At 63.3% G+C, this 22,253-nt stretch carries 24 protein-coding genes; 12 read left to right on the plus strand and 12 right to left on the minus strand.

All coding sequences use genetic code 11. From position 1 onward, the window contains the following. Positions 1 to 65: 65 nt before the first annotated feature. Entirely contained in the window at positions 66 to 473 is a 408-nt protein-coding gene (locus ASE60_RS26355) for a GFA family protein (protein ID WP_244495715.1), read from the plus strand. Positions 474 to 725: 252 nt separating this feature from the next. Here ASE60_RS26355 and ASE60_RS26360 read toward each other — a convergent pair whose 3' ends face one another. The 3 genes from ASE60_RS26360 to ASE60_RS26370 form a co-directional block, all read right to left on the minus strand. After that, positions 726 to 1,682: a rhodanese-related sulfurtransferase gene (locus tag ASE60_RS26360; protein WP_057254557.1), complete on the minus strand. Its 957-nt coding sequence runs from the start codon at positions 1,680 to 1,682 to the stop codon at positions 726 to 728. A gap of 836 nt (positions 1,683 to 2,518) precedes the next feature. Then, positions 2,519 to 3,427: a CHAD domain-containing protein gene (locus ASE60_RS26365; RefSeq protein WP_057254558.1), complete on the minus strand. Its 909-nt coding sequence runs from the start codon at positions 3,425 to 3,427 to the stop codon at positions 2,519 to 2,521. Then, the gene (locus ASE60_RS26370) at positions 3,424 to 3,897 is read right to left on the minus strand and encodes a CYTH domain-containing protein (protein ID WP_057254559.1); all 474 of its coding nucleotides are present in this window, start codon (positions 3,895 to 3,897) and stop codon (positions 3,424 to 3,426) included. The genes ASE60_RS26365 and ASE60_RS26370 overlap by 4 nt, the downstream gene beginning before the upstream one ends. 202 nt (positions 3,898 to 4,099) lie before the next feature. Here ASE60_RS26370 and ASE60_RS26375 point away from each other — a divergent pair, with 202 nt between their 5' ends. The 4 genes from ASE60_RS26375 to ASE60_RS26390 all read left to right on the plus strand — a co-directional run bounded on the left by ASE60_RS26375 (position 4,100) and on the right by ASE60_RS26390 (position 6,748). Next, positions 4,100 to 4,738, plus strand: coding sequence for a 2-dehydro-3-deoxy-phosphogluconate aldolase (locus tag ASE60_RS26375; protein ID WP_057254560.1), 639 nt, complete (start codon positions 4,100 to 4,102; stop codon positions 4,736 to 4,738). A gap of 208 nt (positions 4,739 to 4,946) precedes the next feature. Next, positions 4,947 to 5,660, plus strand: a complete 714-nt coding sequence (locus ASE60_RS26380) for a tellurite resistance TerB family protein (RefSeq protein WP_057254561.1) — start codon at positions 4,947 to 4,949, stop codon at positions 5,658 to 5,660. 144 nt (positions 5,661 to 5,804) lie between these two features. Beyond that, entirely contained in the window at positions 5,805 to 6,500 is a 696-nt protein-coding gene (locus ASE60_RS26385) for a GNAT family protein (RefSeq protein ID WP_057254562.1), read from the plus strand. A 41-nt stretch (positions 6,501 to 6,541) separates the two neighbouring features. After that, positions 6,542 to 6,748, plus strand: a complete 207-nt coding sequence (locus tag ASE60_RS26390; protein WP_034786975.1) for a hypothetical protein — start codon at positions 6,542 to 6,544, stop codon at positions 6,746 to 6,748. Between the two features lie 28 nt (positions 6,749 to 6,776). On the opposite strand, the gene ASE60_RS26395 is transcribed toward ASE60_RS26390, so the two are convergent. The 3 genes from ASE60_RS26395 to ASE60_RS26405 all read right to left on the minus strand — a co-directional run bounded on the left by ASE60_RS26395 (position 6,777) and on the right by ASE60_RS26405 (position 9,487). After that, positions 6,777 to 7,829, minus strand: a complete 1,053-nt coding sequence (locus ASE60_RS26395; protein WP_057254563.1) for a nickel/cobalt transporter — start codon at positions 7,827 to 7,829, stop codon at positions 6,777 to 6,779. Beyond that, on the minus strand, positions 7,823 to 8,467 hold the full coding sequence (locus tag ASE60_RS26400) for a DUF1007 family protein (RefSeq protein WP_057254564.1): 645 nt from the start codon (positions 8,465 to 8,467) through the stop codon (positions 7,823 to 7,825). Before ASE60_RS26400 ends, ASE60_RS26395 begins: the two co-directional genes overlap by 7 nt. Positions 8,468 to 8,593: 126 nt before the next feature. Then, a complete protein-coding gene (locus ASE60_RS26405) occupies positions 8,594 to 9,487 on the minus strand; it encodes a LysR family transcriptional regulator (RefSeq protein WP_057254565.1) in 894 nt (297 codons plus the stop codon). A gap of 694 nt (positions 9,488 to 10,181) precedes the next feature. Between ASE60_RS26405 and odc2 the strand changes: the two genes are divergently transcribed. From odc2 to ASE60_RS26420, 3 genes are all read left to right on the plus strand, one after another. Next, a complete protein-coding gene (gene odc2 / locus ASE60_RS26410) occupies positions 10,182 to 11,321 on the plus strand; it encodes an ornithine/lysine decarboxylase (RefSeq protein WP_218373492.1) in 1,140 nt (379 codons plus the stop codon). 88 nt (positions 11,322 to 11,409) lie between these two features. Continuing rightward, on the plus strand, positions 11,410 to 12,000 hold the full coding sequence (locus ASE60_RS26415) for an N-acetyltransferase (RefSeq protein ID WP_057254566.1): 591 nt from the start codon (positions 11,410 to 11,412) through the stop codon (positions 11,998 to 12,000). A gap of 198 nt (positions 12,001 to 12,198) precedes the next feature. Then, the gene (locus ASE60_RS26420) at positions 12,199 to 12,825 is read left to right on the plus strand and encodes a LysE family translocator (RefSeq protein ID WP_057254567.1); all 627 of its coding nucleotides are present in this window, start codon (positions 12,199 to 12,201) and stop codon (positions 12,823 to 12,825) included. Between the two features lie 20 nt (positions 12,826 to 12,845). Here the strand turns inward: ASE60_RS26420 and ASE60_RS26425 are convergent, their stop codons facing one another. The 3 genes from ASE60_RS26425 to ASE60_RS26435 form a co-directional block, all read right to left on the minus strand. Then, complete coding sequence (locus ASE60_RS26425; RefSeq protein WP_057254568.1) at positions 12,846 to 13,253, minus strand: VOC family protein; 408 nt, start codon at positions 13,251 to 13,253, stop codon at positions 12,846 to 12,848. Between the two features lie 144 nt (positions 13,254 to 13,397). After that, positions 13,398 to 14,021 (minus strand): hypothetical protein, encoded by a 624-nt coding sequence (locus ASE60_RS26430; protein ID WP_057254569.1) that lies wholly within the window; start codon positions 14,019 to 14,021, stop codon positions 13,398 to 13,400. 1 nt (position 14,022) lies between these two features. Then, the gene (locus tag ASE60_RS26435; RefSeq protein WP_057254570.1) at positions 14,023 to 14,658 is read right to left on the minus strand and encodes a LysE family translocator; all 636 of its coding nucleotides are present in this window, start codon (positions 14,656 to 14,658) and stop codon (positions 14,023 to 14,025) included. A gap of 281 nt (positions 14,659 to 14,939) precedes the next feature. Here ASE60_RS26435 and ASE60_RS26440 point away from each other — a divergent pair, with 281 nt between their 5' ends. From ASE60_RS26440 to ASE60_RS26450, 3 genes are all read left to right on the plus strand, one after another. Further along, positions 14,940 to 15,386: a glyoxalase superfamily protein gene (locus tag ASE60_RS26440; RefSeq protein WP_057254571.1), complete on the plus strand. Its 447-nt coding sequence runs from the start codon at positions 14,940 to 14,942 to the stop codon at positions 15,384 to 15,386. A gap of 308 nt (positions 15,387 to 15,694) precedes the next feature. Beyond that, positions 15,695 to 16,822 (plus strand): multicopper oxidase domain-containing protein, encoded by a 1,128-nt coding sequence (locus ASE60_RS26445; protein WP_057254572.1) that lies wholly within the window; start codon positions 15,695 to 15,697, stop codon positions 16,820 to 16,822. Then, positions 16,819 to 18,006: a metal transporter gene (locus ASE60_RS26450; RefSeq protein ID WP_057254573.1), complete on the plus strand. Its 1,188-nt coding sequence runs from the start codon at positions 16,819 to 16,821 to the stop codon at positions 18,004 to 18,006. Before ASE60_RS26445 ends, ASE60_RS26450 begins: the two co-directional genes overlap by 4 nt. 33 nt (positions 18,007 to 18,039) lie before the next feature. Here ASE60_RS26450 and cysE read toward each other — a convergent pair whose 3' ends face one another. The 3 genes from cysE to ASE60_RS26465 are packed head-to-tail and all read right to left on the minus strand — an operon-like array spanning position 18,040 to position 20,970. After that, positions 18,040 to 18,867, minus strand: coding sequence for a serine O-acetyltransferase (gene cysE, locus ASE60_RS26455; RefSeq protein ID WP_057254574.1), 828 nt, complete (start codon positions 18,865 to 18,867; stop codon positions 18,040 to 18,042). A 10-nt stretch (positions 18,868 to 18,877) separates the two neighbouring features. Further along, positions 18,878 to 19,867, minus strand: a complete 990-nt coding sequence (locus ASE60_RS26460; protein ID WP_057254575.1) for a WD40 repeat domain-containing protein — start codon at positions 19,865 to 19,867, stop codon at positions 18,878 to 18,880. Beyond that, positions 19,867 to 20,970 carry a GTP-binding protein gene (locus ASE60_RS26465; protein ID WP_057254576.1) on the minus strand — a complete coding sequence of 368 codons (1,104 nt, stop codon included), beginning with the start codon at positions 20,968 to 20,970 and terminating at the stop codon, positions 19,867 to 19,869. Before ASE60_RS26465 ends, ASE60_RS26460 begins: the two co-directional genes overlap by 1 nt. Positions 20,971 to 21,159: 189 nt before the next feature. Between ASE60_RS26465 and ASE60_RS26470 the strand changes: the two genes are divergently transcribed. After that, positions 21,160 to 22,251 (plus strand): glycosyltransferase family 1 protein, encoded by a 1,092-nt coding sequence (locus ASE60_RS26470; RefSeq protein WP_057254577.1) that lies wholly within the window; start codon positions 21,160 to 21,162, stop codon positions 22,249 to 22,251. Positions 22,252 to 22,253: the final 2 nt, after the last annotated feature.

Below are 22,253 nucleotides of genomic sequence, written 5' to 3' on the forward strand. Positions count from 1 at the left end.
CGCGGTTTTGCTTTGATCGTGCGTTCCGCGCGGTTATCCTCCCGACGCTTCGAGGAGGAGACGACATGAGTGTGATGAAAGGCGGCTGTCTCTGCGGCGCAATCCGCTACGAGGCGAAGGGGCAACCCCTCTATTCCGGGTTCTGCCATTGCCGCGATTGCCAGCGCACCACCGGAACCGGCCATTGCTGCTACATGATCTTCGATCGCGCGAACGTGGTAATGTCAGGCACCTGCCGCGGTTACGAGACACGCGCCGAAAACGGCAATGTGTCGGTCCGCTATTTCTGCGAAACCTGCGGCAGCCAGGTCTTCGGCTCAGGCCCGCCAGGGGATCCACGCGTGTCGATCTATGCCGGCACGCTCGACGATCCCTCAGTGTTCCAGCCGACCGATGCGATATTCACCCGCAGCCGGCATGAATGGGACCGCAGCGCGTTGGCGCTGGATGAATGCGAGGCGCTGCCGGGGTAGCTGCAGCAGCAGGTTTGCCCCTCACCCTAGCCCTCTCCCCGCAGGCGGGGCGAGGGGACGTGCCCGACAGCGGCCGTCGTGCTGGAACCTTCGCTGCCGGTCGGGACCTGCTTGAAAGCGGCGGCCCAAATGCCGGAGCCTGATCTGTGATGAGACGGCGCCAGATCTCCCTTCGCCCGCTTGCGGGGAGAAGGTGCCGGCAGGCGGATGAGGGGCCTCCCTCACCGCGCGGATGAGGGGCGAAACCGCCGTTCAGCTTCCGAGGTGGCGTTCGCCGCGCTTCTTCGCAAGCTCGATCTGCTTCTGGCGCTGGCGGTAGCGTTCGCGGTCCTCGTCTGTGCGGACCTCGTAGCAATGAATGCAGGAAACGCCGTCCTCGTGGTGCGGCGAGAGGAGATCGGCCTTGGTCAGCGGCTGGCGGCAGGCATGGCAGAGCGTGTGCTCGCCTTCTTCCAGACCATGGGTAACGGAGACGCGATCGTCGAAGACGAAGCAGGCGCCCTCCCAGAGGCTCTCTTCCTGCGGCACTTCCTCGAGATACTTCAGGATGCCGCCCTTGAGGTGGTAGACCTCGTCGAAGCCCTGTTCCTTCATGAAGGCGGTCGCCTTCTCGCAGCGGATGCCGCCGGTGCAGTACATGGCGATCTTCGGCTTGTTGTGCAGGCCGGTGTGGTTGCGCACCCAGTCCGGGAACTCGCGGAAGGTCTTGGTCTGCGGATCGACCGCGCCCTTGAAGATGCCGATCGCCGTCTCGTAGTCGTTTCGCGTGTCGATGACGATCGTCTCGGGATCGGAGATCAGCGCGTTCCAGTCTTTCGCATCGACGTAGGTACCAACGATCTTGTTGGGGTCGATGTTCTCGACACCCATGGTGACGATTTCCTTTTTCAGCCGCACCTTCATGCGCAGAAACGGCATCGAGGACGCGCGGCTTTCCTTGTGCTCCAATGCGACAAGCTCCGGCTGCGCGCGCAGGAAGGCAAGCACCGTGGCGATGCCGGCATCCGTGCCGGCGATCGTGCCGTTGATGCCCTCATGGGCGATGAGCAATGTGCCCTTGACGCCGTTCTCGTCGCAGACGGCCTGCAGCGGTTCGCGGAATTCGGCGAAGCGCGGGAAGCTTGCGAAATGATAGAGCGCGGCGACCAGAAACTGGCCGTGGGTCTCACCATGGGTCTCAGGGCGCGGGGTGGTGGAAATGTCGGTCATGGCCGGTGCAAATACAGCTTTCGCGCCGCAAGCGCAATCGTGGCGGGCGAGAGGGGGCACTCTGTCGCTGCAGGTCACGATGAAACGAGTTGAATGAACCGGCGGGAAACCGCAGGCGGGATCGCATCGCGTCTTGGTTCCGCATCATGTTCAAGAAACAATTGGATGCTAATATGCAACTCAAAAGGGTGGAGGCGCGATTTAGGAATTGCGCGAGCGCCGCTGCTGTTTGCGAGATCAATGCGCGAGAGAGCGGGACCGCCAGCTGGGAGGAGACGCAGATCACTTGGGGCCCTGAGCCATGCAAACCTAAGGTGCGTAACAATGAAGACTCCTGCGCCAGGGTACACGCAGGCAGATCCCCCGATCCTATCCGAATGCCGCTGGCATGGACCTGAGCGCCGTCCTTAGCACGCTCTATGTGTGGTTAGCCGAGGACTTTCGCTTGGTCCGTCTGCTTTTCTCGGTCGTCGGCGTGGGACTTGCGTTGGATATCGCATGGAAGCTGCGGCGTGACGCGCTGCTTCGGCGTCGTGGAACATCGACCAAGGGACGGATCGTCCAAGTGTCGAGTGGGGAGGACTACGACACCGCCATCATTCGGTTCACAGACGGGGCGGGACGCACACACGAATTCGACTCCGAGCTTCCTCATTCAGGCGAGCCCGTCGGGACAAGCGTCGACGTACGCTATGACCCTCAGACCCCAGGGCGTGCCCATCTCGCCGGCAGACCCCTAAGGCGCATGTTGCTGTACGTGGTGTCTCTGATCGTCGCCGCGGGTTTTGTCTTCCTGGCGGTGGTGCTCGACGGCCGAATACAGCGGGGAGCCCCAGCTAGCGCGCGGCGTCGAGCCAGAGCAGACGGATCGTCCGGCTCTCTTCGTCGGGCTGCTCCTGGAAGACCGTTGCTGCCAGTGTCAACGCGTCGTCTCGCAAGGTTTCCTGCCGGGCAATGACGGCGGCGATGAGATGGGCCTGGTCCTGGCTGTTGCCGGCCAGCGCCGGATCTTCGTTAATCAACTGGATCATGACGGAGAGATCGTTGAGGTGGCCGAGCGTGTCGACCAGCATCTTGGCCTCGCTGCGCTTGGCCTGGATAGCAGACGGCCAGGTGTCGCGCATAAGTCCCAGATGCATGCGGTAGTCCTGCGCCCGCTTGCGCAACTCGTGGAAGGCGCCGGCATCGGTGCTCGAGCCGCAGGCTTCCTTGGCGCGGGCGGCGCGCTTGAGCGTCTGCTGCCAGCCTTTCGTCAGTCGGGCGGCGGTTCTACGGCGACGATCGTCAAAAGAGACATGGGCCAGTGCTTGCAGGGCGTGTTCACAAGTGACGATGGTTGCGGCAACGCGGTCCTCGATGTCGGTCTCGCAGGCAGCGATGCGGTCGCGACGTTTCTCCAGCCGCTTGCAAATGTGGGTGAGAGCCTTCTCCTGTTCGACGCTGGCAGCCGATGCCCTCAGGTATTGAGCGTTTTCCACCAGCGCTGCCGCATCGCGGACGGTTGAGAGATTGCGGGCCATGTCGCGTATGCGCGCGTTTTCGTGCTTCTGGAATTGCGGCGCGTCGGCGGCGACGAGCCGATAGAGCGAACGCAGACGCTTGAAGTTCTTGCGGGCCTCATGGATGGCTTCGTGGAGGCCATCAGGGCGGTCTTCGAGGGTCATGACCGCCTGCGTGAATTGCTCGGCGGCAATGGCGCGGAAATCGTCGGTGAACGGCCGTCCGGGCCGGAAGGCGTAGGTCATGATTGGGGTTCCATCAGCCCCTCTGTGGCAAGCGCCTGGTTGGAATAACGGCGGTCGCCGGTGACTTCGCGGCCGATCCAATTGGGCAGCGCCGGCAAGTCGGTCTCGCGCTTCATCTCCACTTCGGCGACGACCAGGCCCTTGAGCGCGCCTTCGTAGACATCCACTTCCCAGATGAAGCCCTTGTACGGGATGCGATATCGTCGTTTCTCAATGACGATGCCGACCGCCTGCGTCAGCATCTCACGGGCGTCGTCCATAGGTACATCGTATTCATATTCGTTTCTGACCAGCGCCGACTTGCCGATCTTGATGGTGAGGCGCGCCCACTTGTTGCCGTGGATGCGCACGCGCAGCGAGCGGTCGTCCATGGTGACGACATAGGCTTGCCTGAGGTCGATGCCCTTGTCCGCATGCTCTCGCCACCCGTCGGACGCGACCAGAAACTTGCGTTCTATTTCCTTCGCCATGGATAATCCGCCATTTCGATAGGCTCGCCGTCATCAAACTATCGCTTTCGTGCGAAGGCTCAAGTCATCTCTTTGTTGTAGGTAATATTTTATCTTCAGCTTACATGAGAATGCCGCACACTTGCGCCCTTAGGTCTCGACAACCGGTGGCCGGCGGAGTATGCGGAGGGCATATTCAATCGTTTTAAAAAGGACGATCGGCATGAGCGCGAAAACCGACAGGCTTCTTTCCATCCTCAAATTGCAGCCGGTCGTTCCGGTCCTCGTGATCGACGACGTCGCGACCGCCGTGCCGCTGGCGCGCGCTCTGGTTGCCGGCGGGTTGAGGGCGATCGAGATCACGCTGCGCACGCCGGCAGCGCTCGAAGCGATCAGCGCGGTTGCCAACGAAGTGGAAGGTGCTGTTGCCGGCGCCGGCACGATCCTCAATGCCGCGCAATTCGAAGCGGCGGTCGAAGCCGGCTCCAAGTTCATCGTCAGCCCCGGCACGACGCAGGAACTGATCGATGTCGCGAACGACCACGACGTGCCACTGCTGCCGGGTGCCGCGACGGCGAGCGAAGTCATGGGCCTGCGTGAAGAAGGCTACGACGTCATGAAGTTCTTCCCGGCGGAACAGGCCGGTGGTGCCGCCTATCTCAAGTCGCTGTCTTCGCCGCTGGCCGGCACGATGTTCTGCCCGACCGGCGGGATCTCGCTTTCCAACGCGCGCGACTATCTGACGCTTCCGAACGTCGTCTGCGTTGGCGGCTCCTGGGTTGCACCGAAGGATCTGGTCGCCAAGGGCGATTGGGCCGGAATCACCAAGCTTGCGGCCGAAGCCTTCGCCCTCAAGGGCTGAGCGGGAAGCACTGCGTTCTACATTTGCAGGCCGGGCGAAAGCCCGGCCTTTTTCGTTGGTCGCGGTGTTCTTCGTCACACGCGCCTGGCGCGAATTTGTATTTCCCCTGCAACGTTCCTATGTCTCAATCCATTCGACGGCGCGAGCGCGGGCGGCGCTCCGTTTCGGTTGACCTTAACCGCCCGGAACCGACAAGGAGCGAAACCCGATGTTCGACGCGAAGAAATTGCTGGATCAGTTTCTGGGATCGCAGGTGCCCGGTGCCGGCGGCACGGTGCGCGATCGCGCGACCCAGGCGACGCAGCTTGCCAAGGACAATCCGCTGGCGACGGGCGCCATCGCCGCGGTCCTGCTCGGCACCAAGTCGGGTCGCCAGCTGGCCGGCAATGCCGCCGTGCTCGGCGGCCTCGCGGCCATCGCGGGTCTCGGTTACCAGGCCTACAAAAACTATCAGGCCGGCAACACGCCGGGAGGCGCAAACGTTGCCAAGGGGGAACCGGAACTCCTGCCGCCGCCGGCCGATTCCGGCTTCCCTTCTGCGCCGGAGGCCGTCAGCCACGATTTCGCGCTGACCCTGGTGCGGGCGATGATCGCGGCCTCGCGCGCTGACGGGCACATCGACGAGGCCGAGCGTCAGCACATCATGGACAAACTGTCGGTCTCCGGCCTTTCGGCCGATGCCGCCGCCTTCCTCGACAACGAGCTTGCCAACCCTGTCGATATCGACGCGATCGTCGGTGCGGCCAAGACGGAAGAAGAGCGCGTCGAGGTCTATACCGCATCGCGCCTGACGATCGAGCCGGAGACGCGTGCGGAGCGTGGCTATCTCGACCTCCTGGCCGGCCGCCTCGGCCTTCCGGATGCGCTGGTCGATCACATCGAGGCGACCGTATCGGCCGCCAAGGTGCCGGCTACGGCCTAGCATTCTGGGCTGTCCCGCATGGGTGCATCACCAGTTTGAACAGGGTTCATAACCAGTTTGAACAGAGTTCATAACCAGTTTGAATTTGTATCGGTCGCCACTCTGGCCTATTGCGAAGTGCAAGGGGTAACGGAGGAGCGGCCGATGCGTGATCTCAAGAACTGGAAAGGATGCCCGGCGCCGAAGGGCGTCGCGCTCGAAGGGCGCTTTGTCAAGCTCGAGCCCTATGAGCGTGACCGGCATATTCAGGACCTCTGGGACGGTCTCGGCGGCATGGCGATCAATCCGCTGCTCAAGTATTTCACGCAGCCGGATTTCAGGGATATCGAGGGTTTCGACGCCTGGCTGACGGCGGCGCAGGAGAAATCCGGCTGGGTCACCGAAGTGTTTCGCGACAAGGCGACGGGTATCGTCGTCGGCATGGCCAACTACATGCGCGCCGATCCCGCCAACGGCGTCGTTGAAGTCGGCTCTGTCGCCCATGGCGCGCCCATGGCCCGCTCACCGCTCTCGACCGAAGTCCATTACCTGATGGCGAAGCACGTCTTCGAGGATCTCGGCTATCGCCGTTACGAATGGAAATGCCACAGCGAGAACATGGCAAGCCGCAACACGGCGGCGCGCCTCGGCTTTACGTTCGAGGGCATCTTCCGCCAGCACATGATCTCCAAGGGCGAAAACCGCGACACGGCCTGGTTCTCGATGATCGACAGCGAATGGCCGCTGCTCAATGCCGCATTCGAAACCTGGCTCGCAGCTGATAATTTCGATGAGGATGGTCGCCAGAAGCGGCGGCTTGAAGATATACGTGCGGACTTGGAGCGGAAGGCGTCCAAGTAGGCGCCTGACGCTCGGTCGCATCAGACAACAGCAGGGAAGTCATGCAGAACAAGGAAAAGTCACCGGCGATCGCCGCTGCGATCATTCTCGTCGTCGCCGGCCTCGGCTTCTTCGTGCTGCCGTCGATCATGCTGAAGCTTGGCGACATCTCGCCCTGGCTTGCCGCTGCCTTCGGCGTGATCTTCGTGCTCGGCTTCTTCCTGCTGTTCTGGTTGAGAGCCCGCTACCAGCGCAAGCGCGGGCTTTGACGATCGCTTCTGCTTAAGCCGCAGAGCGTCAGCTCTGCAGTGCCGCGCCGAGAAGAACCAATCCAAGCAACAGAACCAAGGCTGCACCGGCGATCTCGATGCCGTTCGAGATCCGGGCTGCGGCAGAGCTGCTTGAGGCGTAGCGCAGCGCAACGCCCTTGGCCGTGACGGCCATGGTCGCGAGGATCGAGACGGTGATCGCGGTGCCGATCGACATGGCGAAGACCGAGAGCACGCCGCCGAGATAGAGCCCGTTCAGGAGCGCGAACGACAGCACGATCAGCGCGCCGGAGCAGGGCCGCAGCCCGACGGCGATAACGGCCGACCAGGCTTCCCGGAGCGCAAAACGATCGCCCTTCAGCATCGACGGATCGGGGGCGTGCGCATGCCCGCAGCTCGCGCAGACTTCGCCAGGGCCATGGCTGTGCCCATGGTGACCGCCGTGTTCGTGATGATGGTGATCGTGGTGATGATGGTCGTGATCGTGCGCGAGATGGATATGCCCGCCGCCGGCGATTGAGGCCACGGCGACCGGACGCAGCATCGACCGCAGCTTGCGCAGAAGCAGCCATCCGCCGAAAGCGGCAATGAGCGCGTAGCTGGCGATTTCCAGCCACCGCGTCGCCGTGGTCATGTTGATCGACGAACCGCGCAGCAGCAGATAGACGGCGCCGATCAAAAGGATCGCGACGATCCCCTGCAGGATCGAGGAAAGGAACGACAGCATTACGCCGCGCTTCAGCTCGGTCTCGTTGGCGATCATGTAGGAGGAGATCACCGCCTTGCCGTGGCCGGGGCCGGCGGCATGAAGGACACCATAGGTGAAGGAGAGCCCGACCAGCGACCAGAGCTGCCAGGGGTTTTCCCGCATGCCCTTCAACGCGTTGGTCATCAACCGGTAGAAGCCCTGCTGCTCCATATTCACCCAGGCGAAGAAACCGCCGAGGAAACCGGTCGTTTTGAATGCAGGCTCGGCCGTGCCGATGCCGAGCGGCGACTGGGCCGCCGCAAGCGTTGCGGACAGCGCCGTGACGATGAGCGCTGCCGTGACCAGACGTCCGATCCTGCGGGTGTTCAGCATGTGATCTCTATCCTGGTTGCAAAGAGCTTCGACATGTCCGTGCCGGTCGGATCACTCCAAAAGGCATCGGTCAGCGTGTCCTTGTTCTCGGCGAGAACCTCGTCGGGATCAGGGCGGACGACCTTGTGTTCGCAGGCGTTGATCTTGTCGCCGACGACGGTCAGGTCGTTGTCGGTCGCGAAATCCATCGCGGTATACATGGTCGGATCATAGACGCCGAAGGAAAGTTTGCCCTTGAGCGGCATCGGCTCGGCCGGCTTGACGGCGAACATCATCATGAGCTGCCCGTCCTTGTAGTCGACGGTGATGCTGTCCGGCTTGTTGACCTTGATGGTTTTGCCGTTGTCGAGGATCGTCGTGTAGTAATTGTACTCAGACAGCGACTCCAGCACGGTCTGGCCGACTTCCGCCAGTTCGTCCGGATCGAGCATCGCATTCGAGTTCTTGTCGAAATCGAGCACCACGCTCGACGAAAACAGCTCGTCGAAACGCCAGACGTTTCGCAGTTCACTGACTTCGGCCTTGTCGTCGGAGACCACCTCGAGGCGCGCTTCCGCGAAGATGTGCGGATGGGTAAGGGCCAGCGACGGCGCAAGCAGGGTGGCAAGGCCGGCCATGATGAGGCGTTTGGTTCTCATGAAACGGCAATCCTTTCGGCGGGGCGATCTCCCGCGATTCGTTTCCGGGAATGTACCGGAAATGGGACGGAATTGGGACTTGGCCGATCACATGCGCCGGCGGCAGCTTCGGTGGTGCAGAGGCGGTCAGCGTGGCTTGCGGAACCAGGCATGCAGGAAATCGACCAGCGTCCTGACCTTGGCCGGCAAATAGCGGCGATGCGGATAGATCGCATAGATGCCGCGGTCGCGCGGCAGGAAATCGTCAAACATCGTCACGAGTTCGCCCGCCGCGATCTTCGGCCGGGCAATGAAATCGGGAATGACCGCGACGCCCATGCCGGAGACGGCGGCCCTCAGAGCGGCAAGCGGACTGTTGACCTCGATCGGGCCGCTGACCGGAACGGTGAAGGCCGAGCCGTCGGGCTCGACGAAGCGCCAGTTGGAATAGGAGCGGCCATTGGTGTCGAGAATACAGGGGAGCTTGGAAAGATCGGTCGGGTGTTCGATCGGGCCGGATTTCTCAAGAAACTCCGGCGCGGCGCAGATCAGCACCTGGAAATCGTCGAGCTTGCGGGCGATAAGCGTGGAATCCTCCAGTCGCGTTATGCGGATGGCAGCGTCGAAGCCTTCCTCGACGAGATCGACGAAGCGGTCGTCCGAGACGATCTCCAGCGAGAGCTCAGGATGCTGCTTGCCGAAGTCGATGAGCGACTGGCCGATCTCGGCATCGACGAAAGTGCGCGGCGCCGTGATGCGCAGCCGTCCCTTCAGGTCGGAGTTGTTGGCGCGCACGAGATCGGCAAGGTTGTCGATCTCCTTCAGGATTTCCGAGGCGGTGCGGTAGTAGGTATGGCCGGCTTCGGTCAGCGAGAATTGCCGGGTGGTGCGGTTGAGCAGCAGCGCGCCGAGCTCGTCCTCGAGTTCGCGCACATATTTCGAAAGTAGCGCCTTCGACTTGCCGACGCGCCTGGCGGCGGCCGAGAACCCCTCGGCGTCCACGACGTCGATGAAGGCGCGGATGCGGGTGAGTGTGTCCATGGCAATCTTTCTTTCGTGCTCTCAATCGCGTTGCGCCGATTCGATGCGAACGCCTCTTTTCGCGCCGAGGATGCCGACGGCAGATTGTCCGTCGCTTGCGCCTGATGCACCGGTTTCGGCGGATACCGGCGCATGCTGAAAATAATGACCCTTTTCAATAATTTACAGCAGTGATCGATCCGGCGCAGTTCGTTCAATGTTTGTGAACACCGCCAGTTTTGCCTGCTTGGAAAAAAATTCAACTGCCAGTGCGAAAAAACTCTTGATTGCGACAGGCTTTTTTCTTACCTACGCCCTTGCCCAAAGTCGCACGTGCCTGTGGGTGTCCGCCGACCCTCGATTAGGTGAGGGTATCGGTAAGGTACCTGGAACTAACCCCTCCAGTCGCTATTCCGGCCAACCGGGAAATGCGAGGACATCTTGAAGCAACGACGGTGCGGGCCTTTCTGGTGTCTGCCGGCTTTCCAACAGCCGGGGTTACTGAAGAGGCACACCTTCATTGCCGGAAGTGCGGTTGGGTTATCCCCTCCAATCCATGGCAGACAAAGCCGAATTGAAGCCTAGGCGGGCTTTGATTCACCGTTCGCGCATCGAGCGCATGCATGGTTCCGGGGTCTCCACCGGCTGGTTCCAGCGCATGTGCGCGTATGCCCTTTGTCCTCCGCGAAAGCGGAGCATTTTGGATCAGGGGAATATGGCCATGACCACGGCACGCATCATCGACTTCATCAACACCCGACGACCCGAAGGCCCATGCCTCGTTGTCGACCTCGACGTCGTGCGCGACAACTTCAAGGCCTTCCGCCACGCGCTGCCCGACAGCTCGATCTATTACGCCGTCAAGGCCAACCCGGCGCCGGAAATCCTGCGCCTTCTCGCCGGTCTCGGCTCCTCCTTCGATTGCGCGTCCGTCGCTGAAATCGAAATGGCGCTCGATGCCGGTGCGACCCCGAGCCGCATTTCCTATGGCAACACCATCAAGAAGGAGCGCGACATTGCCCGCGCCCATGCGCTTGGAATCAACTTGTTTGCGGTCGACAGCCACGAGGAAGTCGAGAAGGTCGCCCGTGCGGCCCCCGGCGCCCGCGTGTTCTGCCGCGTGCTGACCGATGGCGAAGGTGCCGAATGGCCGCTGTCGCGCAAGTTCGGCTGCGTCCCGCAGATGGCCGTCGACGTGCTCGTCTACGCCCATCAGCACGGCCTCGTCTCCTACGGCGTCTCGTTCCATGTCGGTTCGCAGATGACGAAGCTCGATGCCTGGGATGCGGCTCTCTCGGATGCCAAGCGCGTCTTCGTGCAGCTGGCCAAGCGCGGCATCGAGCTGAAGATGGTCAACATGGGTGGTGGCTTCCCGACGAAGTACCTGAAGGACGTCCCGACGGCGGAAGCCTACGGCCAGGCGATCTTCGGTGCGCTGAAGAAGCACTTCGGCAACAACATCCCGGAGACCATCATCGAGCCGGGTCGCGGCATGGTCGGCAACGCCGGCGTGATCAAGGCGGAAGTCGTTCTCGTGTCGAAAAAGTCGGACAACGACGCCCATCGCTGGGTGTTCCTCGACATCGGCAAGTTCGGCGGTCTAGCCGAAACCATGGACGAGGCGATCCGCTACCCGATCCGCACGGCGCGCGATGCCGACGAAATGGAGCCTTGCGTTCTCGCCGGCCCGACCTGCGATTCGGCCGACGTGCTCTATGAGAAGAACATGTACCCGCTGCCGATCACGCTTTCGATCGGTGACGAGGTTCTGATCGAGGGCACCGGCGCCTACACGACGACCTACTCGGCCGTCGCCTTCAACGGCTTCGAGCCGCTGAAGGCCTACGTGATCTGATCCGGTTTGCTCCCGTCTTCGGGCGGGAGCGCCATTTCACAATTTTTGTTCGGTCCGCCTGAAGCGGTTTTGATGACGGGAGGCCCCGATGGCCGCTGTTGTTGACGCCCTGCGCGCATTCTTTGCGCCCACTACATTTGTAATCGATGCCGAAAATCCGGGCGACGTCGTCGCGCGCGAGAACCTGCTCGACCGTGCCATGGGGCCGGAGCGGCGCCGCAAGTCGTCGGAAAAGCTGCGCAGTGGCCGGCTGCCGGCCGAGGGCCTCGCCTTCGTCGCGCGTGATATCGACGGTCATGTGATTGGTACCGTTCGCCTGTGGAACGTCGAAGCCGGTGTCAACCGCGAAGGCCATGCCCTGCCGGCATTGCTGCTCGGTCCGCTCGCGGTCGATCCTGATCATGAGGGCAAGGGCATCGGCGCCATGCTGATGCGGGCGGCGATCGAAGAGGCCAAGAACCGCGGCCATGGCGCGATCCTGCTCGTGGGCGACGCCGCCTATTACGAGCGCTTCGGCTTCTTCGCGAGCCGCACGCAGCACCTCGTCATGCCCGGCCCGTTTGAGCGCAGCCGGTTCCTGGCGCTCGAGCTTCGGGACAACTGGCTTGAGGGCGCTGCCGGCCTGATCGTCGCCAGCGGCCGTAAGCTGACGATGCCGCCGGTCCGCCGCGTGGCTTGAGACCCCTTTCCGCCTCCAACCCTGCGGAGGCGGATTTTTCGCTGCTCCCTCGCTGGTCCGATGCGACCGGTGAGGGGGCAGACGCCTCATGGGCCGCGCGCTCTCTCCCGATGATTTCCTGATCTTCCTTGACAACGCGGTGTCGCTGACCTGTCCTTGCGGACAAGGACTCGTTGCAAGTACATGGAAATCTCCCGCATGGATCCGTTCATTCTCGGGGCAGCGACCCTGCTGCCCTTTCTGCTGACATCCTTCATCATCGAACTGACGCCCGGGCCGAACATGGCCTACCTCGCCATGGTTGCGGCTTCGGAGGGGCGTCGGCCCGGCATGGCGACCGTTGCCGGCGTCGCGCTCGGCCTGGCACTCGTGGGCTTCGCCGCCTCCTTCGGGGTTGCCGAGTTTGTCGGTCAGTCGGACATGCTCTACGGCGCACTTCGCTGGGCTGGGGTCGGCTTCCTGCTCTATCTTGCCTTCGACGCCTGGAACGGCGACGGCGAGGAGGCCGGTCCGAGCGGCAAGCCGGCATCCTTCTATTTTCAACGTGGCCTGATCACCAATCTGCTCAATCCGAAGGCGGCCCTGTTCTTCGTCACCGTCCTGCCGACCTTCGTTGACGACGCGCGGCCGCTGTTGCCACAGAACCTGACGCTTGCTGCGATCTATGTGGGCGTTGCGACTGCGGTGCATGCCGCGATCGTGCTTCTGGCAGGTGCATTGGAGCCGGTCCTCAACTCGCCGTCACGCGAACGCCTGGTGCGGCGCGTGCTCGCACTGATGCTCGCGGCCGTGGCGCTCTGGTTCGGCTGGTCGACGCGACGCTAGGTGCCCGGCAAAAGGACCGACTAGGCGGCGTTTTTTTCCGTGCGGGCGTCGTAGCAGACAAAGGCAAGCTTGTTGCCGTCCGGGCAGCGCACATAGGCTGCGTAGAAGCCTTCTCCGTATTGCGGGCGGAAGCCCGGCTTTCCCTCTTCGCTACCGCCGCGCTCCATAGCGGTTTCGAACAACCGGTCGATCAGCTCGGCGCTTTCCACCAGGAAGGCCGTCATCGCGCCGTTGCCGACCGAGGCGGGGCGCGTGTCGAAGGGGTAGCAGGCGAAGAAGCGCGGCGCCTTGTCGTCGTCCTTTCGGCCCCATGAGGAAACCTGCTCGTCGCAATAGCAGCGTTCCTGGCCGATCAGCGTCATCAGCGGATCATAGAAACGCTCTGCGCGTTTCAGGTCCGTCGTCCCGACCATGGTGTAGCCGATCATGCCTGTCTCCTCGCCTTGCCCGTCTCGGTGGCAAGTCGTCTCACACCTGCTCCAGGCACGCAACAGTGGCAATCGGGATTAGAAGGAGCCACCGATACGCGCAACGATGGTGTTCGCGCTGTGTTGCCGTGGATCGCATGTGCCTCAAGACGAGAAGCGGATGGTGTCCTCGGCGCCGTCCGCCTTTTTGTGCGTTACTGCCCCCTTGAGAAAGGCGCGGCCGCGTTCGGACAGGCGATAGCCGACGGCTAGGCTTTCGGTGAGGCCGAGTTCCTTCAGTTTGCGGATGCGCGTCTTGAGTTTCAGTTTTTCCATGCCGATGGCGGCGCTCAATTCCGTGGCGGTGGTTCCGTCGCAGGCAGCGATCAGCGTGAGCACCGGTATCGTCCAGGCCATGCCCGCGCTGCGGTCGAAGTCATCGAGCTTGCGGCCGATCTCTGCCCGTTCTTCGCTGCCGAAGTCGGACATTTCCCGCAGCGTGATGCGCGGATCGTCGCCGGCTCGGTGGAAGGCGATGCGATAGCAGCGGCCCTCGCGGCGAGCGGCAAGCTCTTTCAAGAGAGCGCCGAGGTCGGCAAAGCCGGCCTTGCGCGCGTCGCCGTCGGTGATTGCGCCTTCCTCGATCTCGTCGATGGCATCGATGGCGAGAACGCCGACTGCGGTGCGCAGCGTACCACCGGCCCTGACCGTCGGCTTCGTCCAGCGTCGGAAGGCCAAGGTCACGTCGCCGCTGGCGATGGCTGCGAGCACGTGCTGACGAAACAGCATTTCAGGCGGTGGCGCGGCGATAGAGGGCGAGCGAGCCGGCGAGCGCCAGTAGCGCGCCGCCACAGAGTCTATCGAGCCAGACGGCGCCGGAGTGCTTGAGGAAGGCCGCGGCCTGTGCACCGAGCAGCGCGTAACCGAACATCACGGCAAGATCGACCGAGGCGAAGACGAATGTCAGGGTGGCATATTGTTGTGCTTGCGGCGCCGCGGCGTCGATGAACTGCGGCAGGAAGGCGGTGAAGAACAGGTAGCCCTTCGGGTTGGTGACGGCGACGAGGAAGCTCTTGACGAAGATGGCGACAGCGGAAACGGGATGACCGGAGCCGCTTGCCTCGGTTGCGACCTGGATCGTTCCTTTCGACCGCAACAGCATGATGCCGAGAAAGGCGAGGTAGGCGGCGCCCAGCCATTTGACGACGGTAAACCAGAATTCGGAGGCGGCGAGCAGGGCGCCGAGACCGAGTGCGACGGCGCCGATCAGCACGAAATCGGAGAGCACGGCGCCGAGCATGCCGGCGATTGCGCGCTTCACGCCATAACGCGAGCCGTTGGTGAGCGCGAGCAGAACCGTCGGGCCCGGTGTCGCGATGCCGATGAAGGCAACCAGCGCGAATGCGAGTATCGTCATGTCGGTCATGATGTCCTCCCTCGTCGTCTCCCGCGCCGTAGTCGTCCCACAGCTTTTGCGCGTGCGCAATCGTCTTTTGCGCCTGCACGATCGCCGCTCTTCCGGGCCAAGTTTGACAGTCGAGACGGCATCCCCTATGGAAACGGCAGGGTGAAGGTCCCTGCCGTCCGCGAGCGTCATGCTTTGGTGAAGTCCTTCTTCGAGACACGGTCAGCCGAAACGGCATGCGAACCGGTGGCAATGCGGGCTCCCATCTCCAAGGAATGCATGCCGCTGCAGGAGACCCTCTCATGACGCGCGGAACAACCACGCTTCCCTCACTCGATGCCCTGAAAGATCAGGCCAGGCGCCTGCGTACCCGCCTTGCTGCCGAAGGCGAAACCATCGGCCATTCCCGCTCGCTTGAATTGATCGCCGCGCAATACGGCTTTCGCGACTGGAACACGCTGCATGCCTCCGTCGGCAACCGGCCGCCCTTCAATCCCTGGATGCTGGGCTCGCGGGTGAAGGGGCGCTATCTCGGCCAGGCTTTCGAAGGCGAGATCCTGTCGGTGCAGGCGCTGACGGCGCAGCCGGGGCGCTATCGCCTGACGATGAAATTCGACGAACCGATCGACGTCGTCACCTTCGAAAGCTTCTCGGCCTTCCGTCAACGGGTCACTGCGACGGTGGATGAGACGGGTCGGACGATCGAAAAAACCTCGAACGGGCTTCCTCAACTCGAACTCGAATGGTGAAACTGGCGCCGGTCGGGCTTTGCGATGCGGATGAGCCCGCTTCCGGTCCGTGCAACGGCTTCCGATCAACGTCCCCGAAGCGCTGCTTCCGGGGACGTTTTCGTTCCAGGGCAGATGGGAGTTGCGGCGTTAAGCGATCGGTCCCTTGGGTCCCTGCGCAAGAGCGCTCGATTCGAGGTTAGTTGCGAATGAGTTGCATTTGCATTATTGATGTAGCTGCAAATGATTTGCAAAAGCATGTGGCGCATTGCTGACCTATGCCATCGCAGCGCGGCGCGTGGCTTATCCAATCGAGAGAGGGGCCAAAAATGGACAAGCCGACGAGACCAGACCTGCTCCGAAGGCGGAGCCTTCTGATGGGCGGGCTGGCGGCGGCGGGCGGGACCGCGATCTGCACCAGCGCCACCTTGGGCCAACAGCAGGCGAGCCATGCCGGTCATGCTGCGCCGGCGGGGGCGGCCGCCCAGGATCCGATGCCCGCCATGGGGCATGGGGCGATGATGACGATCGGCGATGTCGACAGCACCGTCAACGGTTTCGACCCGACCGACATGCTGACCGATTGGGAGACCGGTACGGTCTCGATGCTGCCGGATGGACGAACGCTCAGGACCTTCGAGATGACCGCGCAGGATCGCGACATCGAAATCGCGCCCGGCATCACCTTTCCGGCCTGGACCTATAATGGCCGCGTGCCGGGGCCAGCACTTCGGGCAAAGGAGGGCGAGCGTCTGCGGATCGTCTTTCGCAACTACGCATCTCATCCCCACTCGATCCACTTTCATGGCATTCATGCCGCGCGCATGGATGGCGTGCCGGGTGCCGGCATGGTCGATCCCGGCGATGAGTTCATTTACGAGTTCGACGCCAAGCCGTTTGGCTGCCACCTCTATCATTGCCATGCGATGCCGCTGCGCCGACATATCCACAAGGGCATGTATGGCGCCTTCGTCATCGACCCCGATCCCGAGCGCCGGCCGGAACATGTGGACGTCGCCCGCTCCCGACTGCTCGGCACGCCGGAGAATGCCGGCTGGCAGGAACTGGTGATGGTGATGAACGCCTTCGACACCAATTTCGATGCCGAAAACGAGTTCTACGCGGTCAACACCGTCGCTCACGCCTACATGAAGCGGCCGATCCGGATCGTGAAGGGCAAACCGGTGCGCATCTATCTGGTCAATGTCATCGAGTTCGACCCAATCAACTCGTTCCACCTGCACGCCAATTTCTTCGACTATTACGATCAGGGCACGACGCTGACGCCGACATTGAAAACCGTCGATCTCATCACCCAGTGCCAGGCACAGCGCGGCATTCTCGAATTCACCTTCGCCGAGCATGAGCCCGGTCTTTACATGTTCCACCCGCATCAGACCGAGTTTACCGAACTCGGCTGGGTCGGCATGTTCGATGTGGTGGAGGCGCTGGCATGAACGAGACCCTGCCGAGAGCTGCGATCCGCGCGGCAAAGACCAACCTGGTGTGGCTGGCGCTGCCTCTCATCGCCTTTGCCATTGCCGTTGCCTGGATTCTATCGACCGATCCGTTGTCGGGATTCCGCAACGGTGCGCCGCCTATCGAAAACCTGACCTTCGAAAGGACCGTGCTCGACGACAGCGGCCTTCGTCTCCTTGTTCGCGCCGGTGGATCGGAACCGATGACAGTGGCGCAGGTTCAGGTGGATGACGCCTATTGGCAATTCACCCAGGATCCGTCGGGGCCGATCGCGCGGGGCAGGGCAGCGTGGCTGAACCTGCCGTTCCCATGGATGCTGGGCGAGGCGCATGCCGTGAAGGTGGTGAGCAATACCGGGGCCACGTTTGCTCACGACATTGCCGTCGCCGTGCCGACGCCGCAGGCAACGACAGGCCAACTGCGACTGCAGGCGCTGGTCGGCATCATCGTCGGTATCGTGCCGGTGGCCGTCGGCCTGATGTTCTACCCGGTGCTGCGCGGCGTCGGTCGCGACGGCATGGCCTTCCTGCTGTCGCTGACGATCGGCCTGCTAGGCTTCCTGCTTGTCGATGCGAGTGCAGAAGCGCTCGAACTTGCCGGCGAGGCGGCCGCGATCTTCCAAGGGCCGGTCATGGTGGTGCTGGCGGCCCTAAGCAGTTTCCTCCTGTTGATGGCGATCGGGCGGCGAAGCGGTGCGCCGGCCGGGCTTGCGCTTTCCACTTACATCGCGCTCGGGATCGGCCTGCACAATCTCGGCGAGGGGCTGGCGATTGGTGCCGCCTTTGCCGCCGGGTCGGCTGGGCTCGGTACCTTCCTGGTGCTGGGATTTGCGCTCCACAACGTCACCGAGGGCATCGGCATTGCCGCTCCGATCCTGAAAAAGCGGCCGTCCATCTGGGTGTTCATCGGGCTGACGCTGCTTGCCGGCGGTCCGGCTGTCATCGGCATGTGGCTCGGAAGCCTTGCGACCTCGGCGCAGTGGTCGGCGTTGGCGCTAGCGGTTGGTGCAGGGGCGATCCTGCAGGTGATCATCGAAGTCGGTGCCTATCTGATGCGGCAAAGCGAGCGCGGGCGCGACGTGTTCCTGACGCCGCCTGTTCTGGCCGGTCTCGCGACCGGCGCCGCCTTCATGTATGTTACCGCCGCGCTGGTGAAGATCTGAAGCGGGAGCGGGCCTGACGCGGGCGCAGATGGATCAGACGATCGTCTGGTCCATCTCTGCCGCTGGCACCTCGTCGACACGGTGAATGCGCACCACCGTTGCCGGCACGCCCGCTACCGTGGTGCGCGGCGGCACGGGTTTCAGCACCACGCTGCCGGCCGCGACCTTGCTGTAGGCTCCGACCTCGATATTGCCGAGGATCTTGGCGCCGGCGCCGATCATGACGCCTTGGCGAATTTTTGGATGCCGATTGCCGGTTTCCTTACCGGTGCCACCGAGCGTGACATCCTGCAGGATCGAAACCTGGTCTTCGATGACGGAGGTCTCGCCGATGACGATGCCGGAGCCATGGTCGAGCATCACGGCCTTGCCGATGCAGGCGGCCGGGTGGATATCGGGACCGAAGACAAGCGAGGCGAGGTTCGAGAGCCAGTTGGCGATGTCCTCGCGGCCATCGGTCCACAGCCGGTGAGCCGCGCGATAGGTCTGCAGCGCCTGGAAGCCCTTGAGATTGAGGAGGACATGCAAGAGGCCCGGGCAGGCGGGGTCACGTTCCATCACCGCCTGGAGGTCCGCCTCGGCAGCGCGCAGAGCTTCTGCATCGGCGTCGAAGATGTCCGAAAGCAGCTGCGCCAGCGATCGTTCGTCGACGCGGGCAACGGAAAGGCGGGAGGCGAGAACACCTGCGAGCACCGCCGCATCCGGCCGCACCTCGGTGATCAGCTGCAGCGTTTGCTCCATGACCGGCTCGCGCATGGCGAGCGCCCGGGCTTCCGCACGGATGCGGTTCCAGACTTCGCCGTCCACCAGAGGCACAACGGCCGAGCCAGCATAGAGTGGAGCTTCTGCGCCTGCGGTCATTGTTTGCCTGTTATCCCGCGATATCGACGACACCGCAGTCGCCCTCGGCGGAGCCGAAGACGAGCTGCCGGCCGTCCTTGTTCCAGGCCATGGCGGTGATGGCGCCCTTGCCGGGGCGGCGCAGCAGCACTTCCTTGCTGTCGGCAAAGCGCGCGCCGAGGATCATGCCGTCCTGATAGCCGATCGCGACGATGTCTTCGGCCGGATGGCAGCAGACCGAGGTCACCATGATGTCGGCGCGGGTGCCGAGTTCCAGCGGCGCCTTGCCCATCGGGCCGTCCTTGCCCTGGAAGGGCCAGACGATGGCGGCCGGGGCGCCTGAGGAGGCGAGCCATTTGCCCTTGGCCGACCAGGAGACCGACTTCACCTTGGCGGGATAGCCGGTCATGCGCATGTGGCGGGCTTCGGCGCCGGGCTTGGCGTCGAGTTTCCAGCCGTGCAGCGCGTTTTCCTGCATCGTGGTGACGAGGAAGCGGCCGTCGGGCGAGAAGGTGACGCCGGTGTGGGCGCCCTTCCATTCGAGGTCGATCGGCTGGCCCGATGTGCCGACCCAGTGCAACGACACGCCGTTGTAGCGCGCTGCGGCGACGCGAAGGCCTTTCGGTGCAAAGGCGAGGCCCTCGACGGTGCGTTCCTCGGTAAATTCCTTCGTCGTGCCGGCGGCGAGCCGCACATGGGTGGTCTTGCCATAGGCATAGGCGACGGCGCCTTGCGGGCCTGCTGCAACTTGCGCGATCCACTTGCGTGGCGCTTCGGCGACCAGCGAGGTGGTGCCGTCGGCGGCCGTACGCATGACCTTGCCGTCCTCGCCGCCGGTCAGCAGCGTGTCGTTGGCGTCGTCCACCACGAGCGACAGCAGGCCCTCGTGGACCTCCGTCGTCTTGCGGCCGAGGTCGAGGCGATGGATCGCACCAGTGGCTTCGGCGAAGAAGGGGACGCCTTTGAGAAAGGCCACGCCGACGACGTGACCTTCGAGATCGAGGGGAGCGACAGTCGGCATCAGTTCGGCTGCGCCTCGCAGGCTTTGAACGTGCGCTCGAGCTTCTCGCGGTCGAGATCACGGCCGATGAAGACGAGGCGGCTTTCGCGCTTCTCGCCATCCTTCCAGGGGCGCTGGTGGTCGCCCTCGATGATCATGTGCACGCCCTGGACGACGTAACGCTCGGCGTCACCGGCAAAGGCGATGATGCCCTTCAGGCGCAGGATGTTCGGGCCGTCCGTCTGGGTGATCTTCTGGATCCAGGGGAAGAAGCGATCCGGGTTCATCTCGCCGCCGCGCAGCGAGATCGACTGCACCGTCACGTCATGGATCGGCGAGGGCGCGTGATCGTGGTGGTGGTGATGGTCGTGATCGTGGTCGTGATCATGATGATCGTGATCATGGTGGTGATGGTGGTCGTGGCCGCAGTCCGGGCCGCAGGTGTGATCGTGTTCGTGATCGTCCTGGTCGAGGAAATGCGGATCGTTTTCCAGCGCCCTTTCCAGGTTGAAGGCGCCCTGATCGAGGACCTTGGCAAGATCGATGTCGGAGCGCTGGGTGCGGTAGATGCGGGCCGACGGATTGATGACGCGCACGGTCGCTTCGATGCGCTCCAGTTCCTCAGGCGTGACCAAGTCGGTCTTGTTGAGAAGCACGACGTCGGCAAAGGCGATCTGGTCTTCGGCCTCGCGGCTGTCCTTCAGCCGCAGCGGCAGGTGCTTGGCATCGACCAGTGCGACGACCGCGTCGAGCTCGGTCTTGGCGCGCACGTCATCGTCCATGAAGAAGGTCTGGGCGACCGGCACCGGATCGGCAAGGCCGGTCGTCTCGACGATGATCGCGTCGAAGCGGCCGGGGCGGCGCATTAGGCCCTCGACCACGCGGATCAGGTCGCCGCGCACGGTGCAGCAGACGCAGCCGTTGTTCATCTCGTAGATTTCCTCGTCGGATTCCACGATCAGGTCGTTGTCGATGCCGATCTCGCCGAACTCGTTGACGATGACCGCGTATTTGCGACCATGGTTCTCGCTGAGGATGCGGTTCAAAAGCGTCGTCTTGCCGGCGCCGAGATAGCCGGTGAGCACAGTGACGGGGATCGGCTTCTGCGGGGATGTTTCGGTCATGGGAACCTCTAGGATTTCCGGATGCGGCGGGCAGGCATCCAAGTCGGGTTTCATATAGGAGATGCGGCGGCGATGCGCAAATGGCGCGGGCGATTTTGGCGGGCGCGGGCGGATCGCCTCAGCGGTCTGCGATAACCCTCCTTTCATCAAAATCGGAGAGAGTGCGCGGCAGATCCTAGGGGTGCGCGCGTGAAGACGATTTCCATCAACGGCCGGTTCCTGACCCAGCCGCTCACCGGCGTGCAGCGCTTCGCCCGTGAGATGACCCGAGCGCTGGATGTGCGCATCGCTTCCGGGCAGGTGCCGCATGCGCTGAAGGACGCGCGCTGGCGGCTGCTTACTCCGGGCAAGGCTGTCGACGATCTCGGGCTCAAGGCGATTTCGGTCGAGCGGTTCGGCTCCGGACCGGGCCATGTCTGGGAGCAGGGCGCGCTCTATTGGCGCGCGCGCCGCGATACGCTGATCGGCTTCGGCGGCAGCGGCCCGGTGCTGCACGGCGACCAGGTGGTGGTGATCCACGACGTCACCCTGTTTCGCCATCCGGCCTCGTTCGGGCGCGGCTACCGGCTGTTTCATGGGGCGCTCGGTTTCATCCTTGCAAGGCGGGCAAAGCTCGGCACCGTCTCGAACTTTTCGCGCCAGGAGCTTGCCGATGTCTTCCGCGTGCCGGCTGCTGGCATCGACGTCATCTACAACGCGACGGATCACTTCGCGCGACTTCAGCCGGACGAGGGCGTCATCCAGCGGCTCGGGCTTGCCGATACGCCCTTCTTCCTGCTGGTCGGCACGCTGAAGCCCAACAAGAATGTCGAGTTTGCGGTGCGCGCCTTCGAGGCACTTGGTGCCGGCGACCACAAGCTCGTGGTCGTGGGTGGCACCGACCCGACCGTGTTCCGCGATATCGCGCCCACGTCGAAGGGCAACCTGATCTTTCCGGGCCGCCTGACCGATGACGAGATCGCCGGGCTGCAGCGGCGCGCTGTCGCCTTCGTCTTTCCCAGCCTCTATGAAGGTTTCGGCATCCCGCCGCTGGAAGCGATGACGCAGGGGTGCCCGGTGCTCGCCGCCGATATTCCGCCGGTTCGCGAGGCCTGCGGCGATGCCGTTTGCTACTTCGATCCGTTGAAGACGGAGGCTTTGGTCGACGCGATGCGGACGATCTCCGCCGACGAGGCCGTTCGCCGAGATTTGCGGCGTTCCGGCTTTGACAATGCGAAGCGCTTTTCCTGGGACGGGAGTGCGGTCGTGCTGCTCAACATGCTGGCGGCGCAGCACATCTGATC

The organism is Ensifer sp. Root278, from assembly GCF_001429285.1.
In the GTDB taxonomy this organism is placed as follows: Bacteria; Pseudomonadota; Alphaproteobacteria; order Rhizobiales; family Rhizobiaceae; genus Ensifer.

Bases quoted from the DNA above. Each gene is read 5' to 3' on its own strand.
- ASE60_RS26380 (WP_057254561.1), top strand. From the start codon at position 4,947: ATGTTCGACGCGAAGAAATTGCTGGATCAGTTTCTGGGATCGCAGGTG.
- ASE60_RS26465 (WP_057254576.1), bottom strand. From the start codon at position 20,970: ATGACCGAAACATCCCCGCAGAAGCCGATCCCCGTCACTGTGCTCACC.
- ASE60_RS26450 (WP_057254573.1), top strand. From the start codon at position 16,819: ATGAACGAGACCCTGCCGAGAGCTGCGATCCGCGCGGCAAAGACCAAC.
- ASE60_RS26405 (WP_057254565.1), bottom strand. From the start codon at position 9,487: ATGGACACACTCACCCGCATCCGCGCCTTCATCGACGTCGTGGACGCC.
- ASE60_RS26390 (WP_034786975.1), top strand. From the start codon at position 6,542: ATGCAGAACAAGGAAAAGTCACCGGCGATCGCCGCTGCGATCATTCTC.
- cysE (WP_057254574.1), bottom strand. From the start codon at position 18,867: ATGACCGCAGGCGCAGAAGCTCCACTCTATGCTGGCTCGGCCGTTGTG.
- ASE60_RS26370 (WP_057254559.1), bottom strand. From the start codon at position 3,897: ATGGCGAAGGAAATAGAACGCAAGTTTCTGGTCGCGTCCGACGGGTGG.
- ASE60_RS26435 (WP_057254570.1), bottom strand. From the start codon at position 14,658: ATGACCGACATGACGATACTCGCATTCGCGCTGGTTGCCTTCATCGGC.
- ASE60_RS26425 (WP_057254568.1), bottom strand. From the start codon at position 13,253: ATGATCGGCTACACCATGGTCGGGACGACGGACCTGAAACGCGCAGAG.
- odc2 (WP_218373492.1), top strand. From the start codon at position 10,182: ATGGCCATGACCACGGCACGCATCATCGACTTCATCAACACCCGACGA.
- ASE60_RS26400 (WP_057254564.1), bottom strand. From the start codon at position 8,467: ATGAGAACCAAACGCCTCATCATGGCCGGCCTTGCCACCCTGCTTGCG.
- ASE60_RS26355 (WP_244495715.1), top strand. From the start codon at position 66: ATGAGTGTGATGAAAGGCGGCTGTCTCTGCGGCGCAATCCGCTACGAG.
- ASE60_RS26460 (WP_057254575.1), bottom strand. From the start codon at position 19,867: ATGCCGACTGTCGCTCCCCTCGATCTCGAAGGTCACGTCGTCGGCGTG.
- ASE60_RS26385 (WP_057254562.1), top strand. From the start codon at position 5,805: ATGCGTGATCTCAAGAACTGGAAAGGATGCCCGGCGCCGAAGGGCGTC.
- ASE60_RS26395 (WP_057254563.1), bottom strand. From the start codon at position 7,829: ATGCTGAACACCCGCAGGATCGGACGTCTGGTCACGGCAGCGCTCATC.
- ASE60_RS26430 (WP_057254569.1), bottom strand. From the start codon at position 14,021: ATGCTGTTTCGTCAGCACGTGCTCGCAGCCATCGCCAGCGGCGACGTG.
- ASE60_RS26360 (WP_057254557.1), bottom strand. From the start codon at position 1,682: ATGACCGACATTTCCACCACCCCGCGCCCTGAGACCCATGGTGAGACC.
- ASE60_RS26420 (WP_057254567.1), top strand. From the start codon at position 12,199: ATGGATCCGTTCATTCTCGGGGCAGCGACCCTGCTGCCCTTTCTGCTG.
- ASE60_RS26415 (WP_057254566.1), top strand. From the start codon at position 11,410: ATGGCCGCTGTTGTTGACGCCCTGCGCGCATTCTTTGCGCCCACTACA.
- ASE60_RS26445 (WP_057254572.1), top strand. From the start codon at position 15,695: ATGGACAAGCCGACGAGACCAGACCTGCTCCGAAGGCGGAGCCTTCTG.
- ASE60_RS26440 (WP_057254571.1), top strand. From the start codon at position 14,940: ATGACGCGCGGAACAACCACGCTTCCCTCACTCGATGCCCTGAAAGAT.
- ASE60_RS26375 (WP_057254560.1), top strand. From the start codon at position 4,100: ATGAGCGCGAAAACCGACAGGCTTCTTTCCATCCTCAAATTGCAGCCG.
- ASE60_RS26365 (WP_057254558.1), bottom strand. From the start codon at position 3,427: ATGACCTACGCCTTCCGGCCCGGACGGCCGTTCACCGACGATTTCCGC.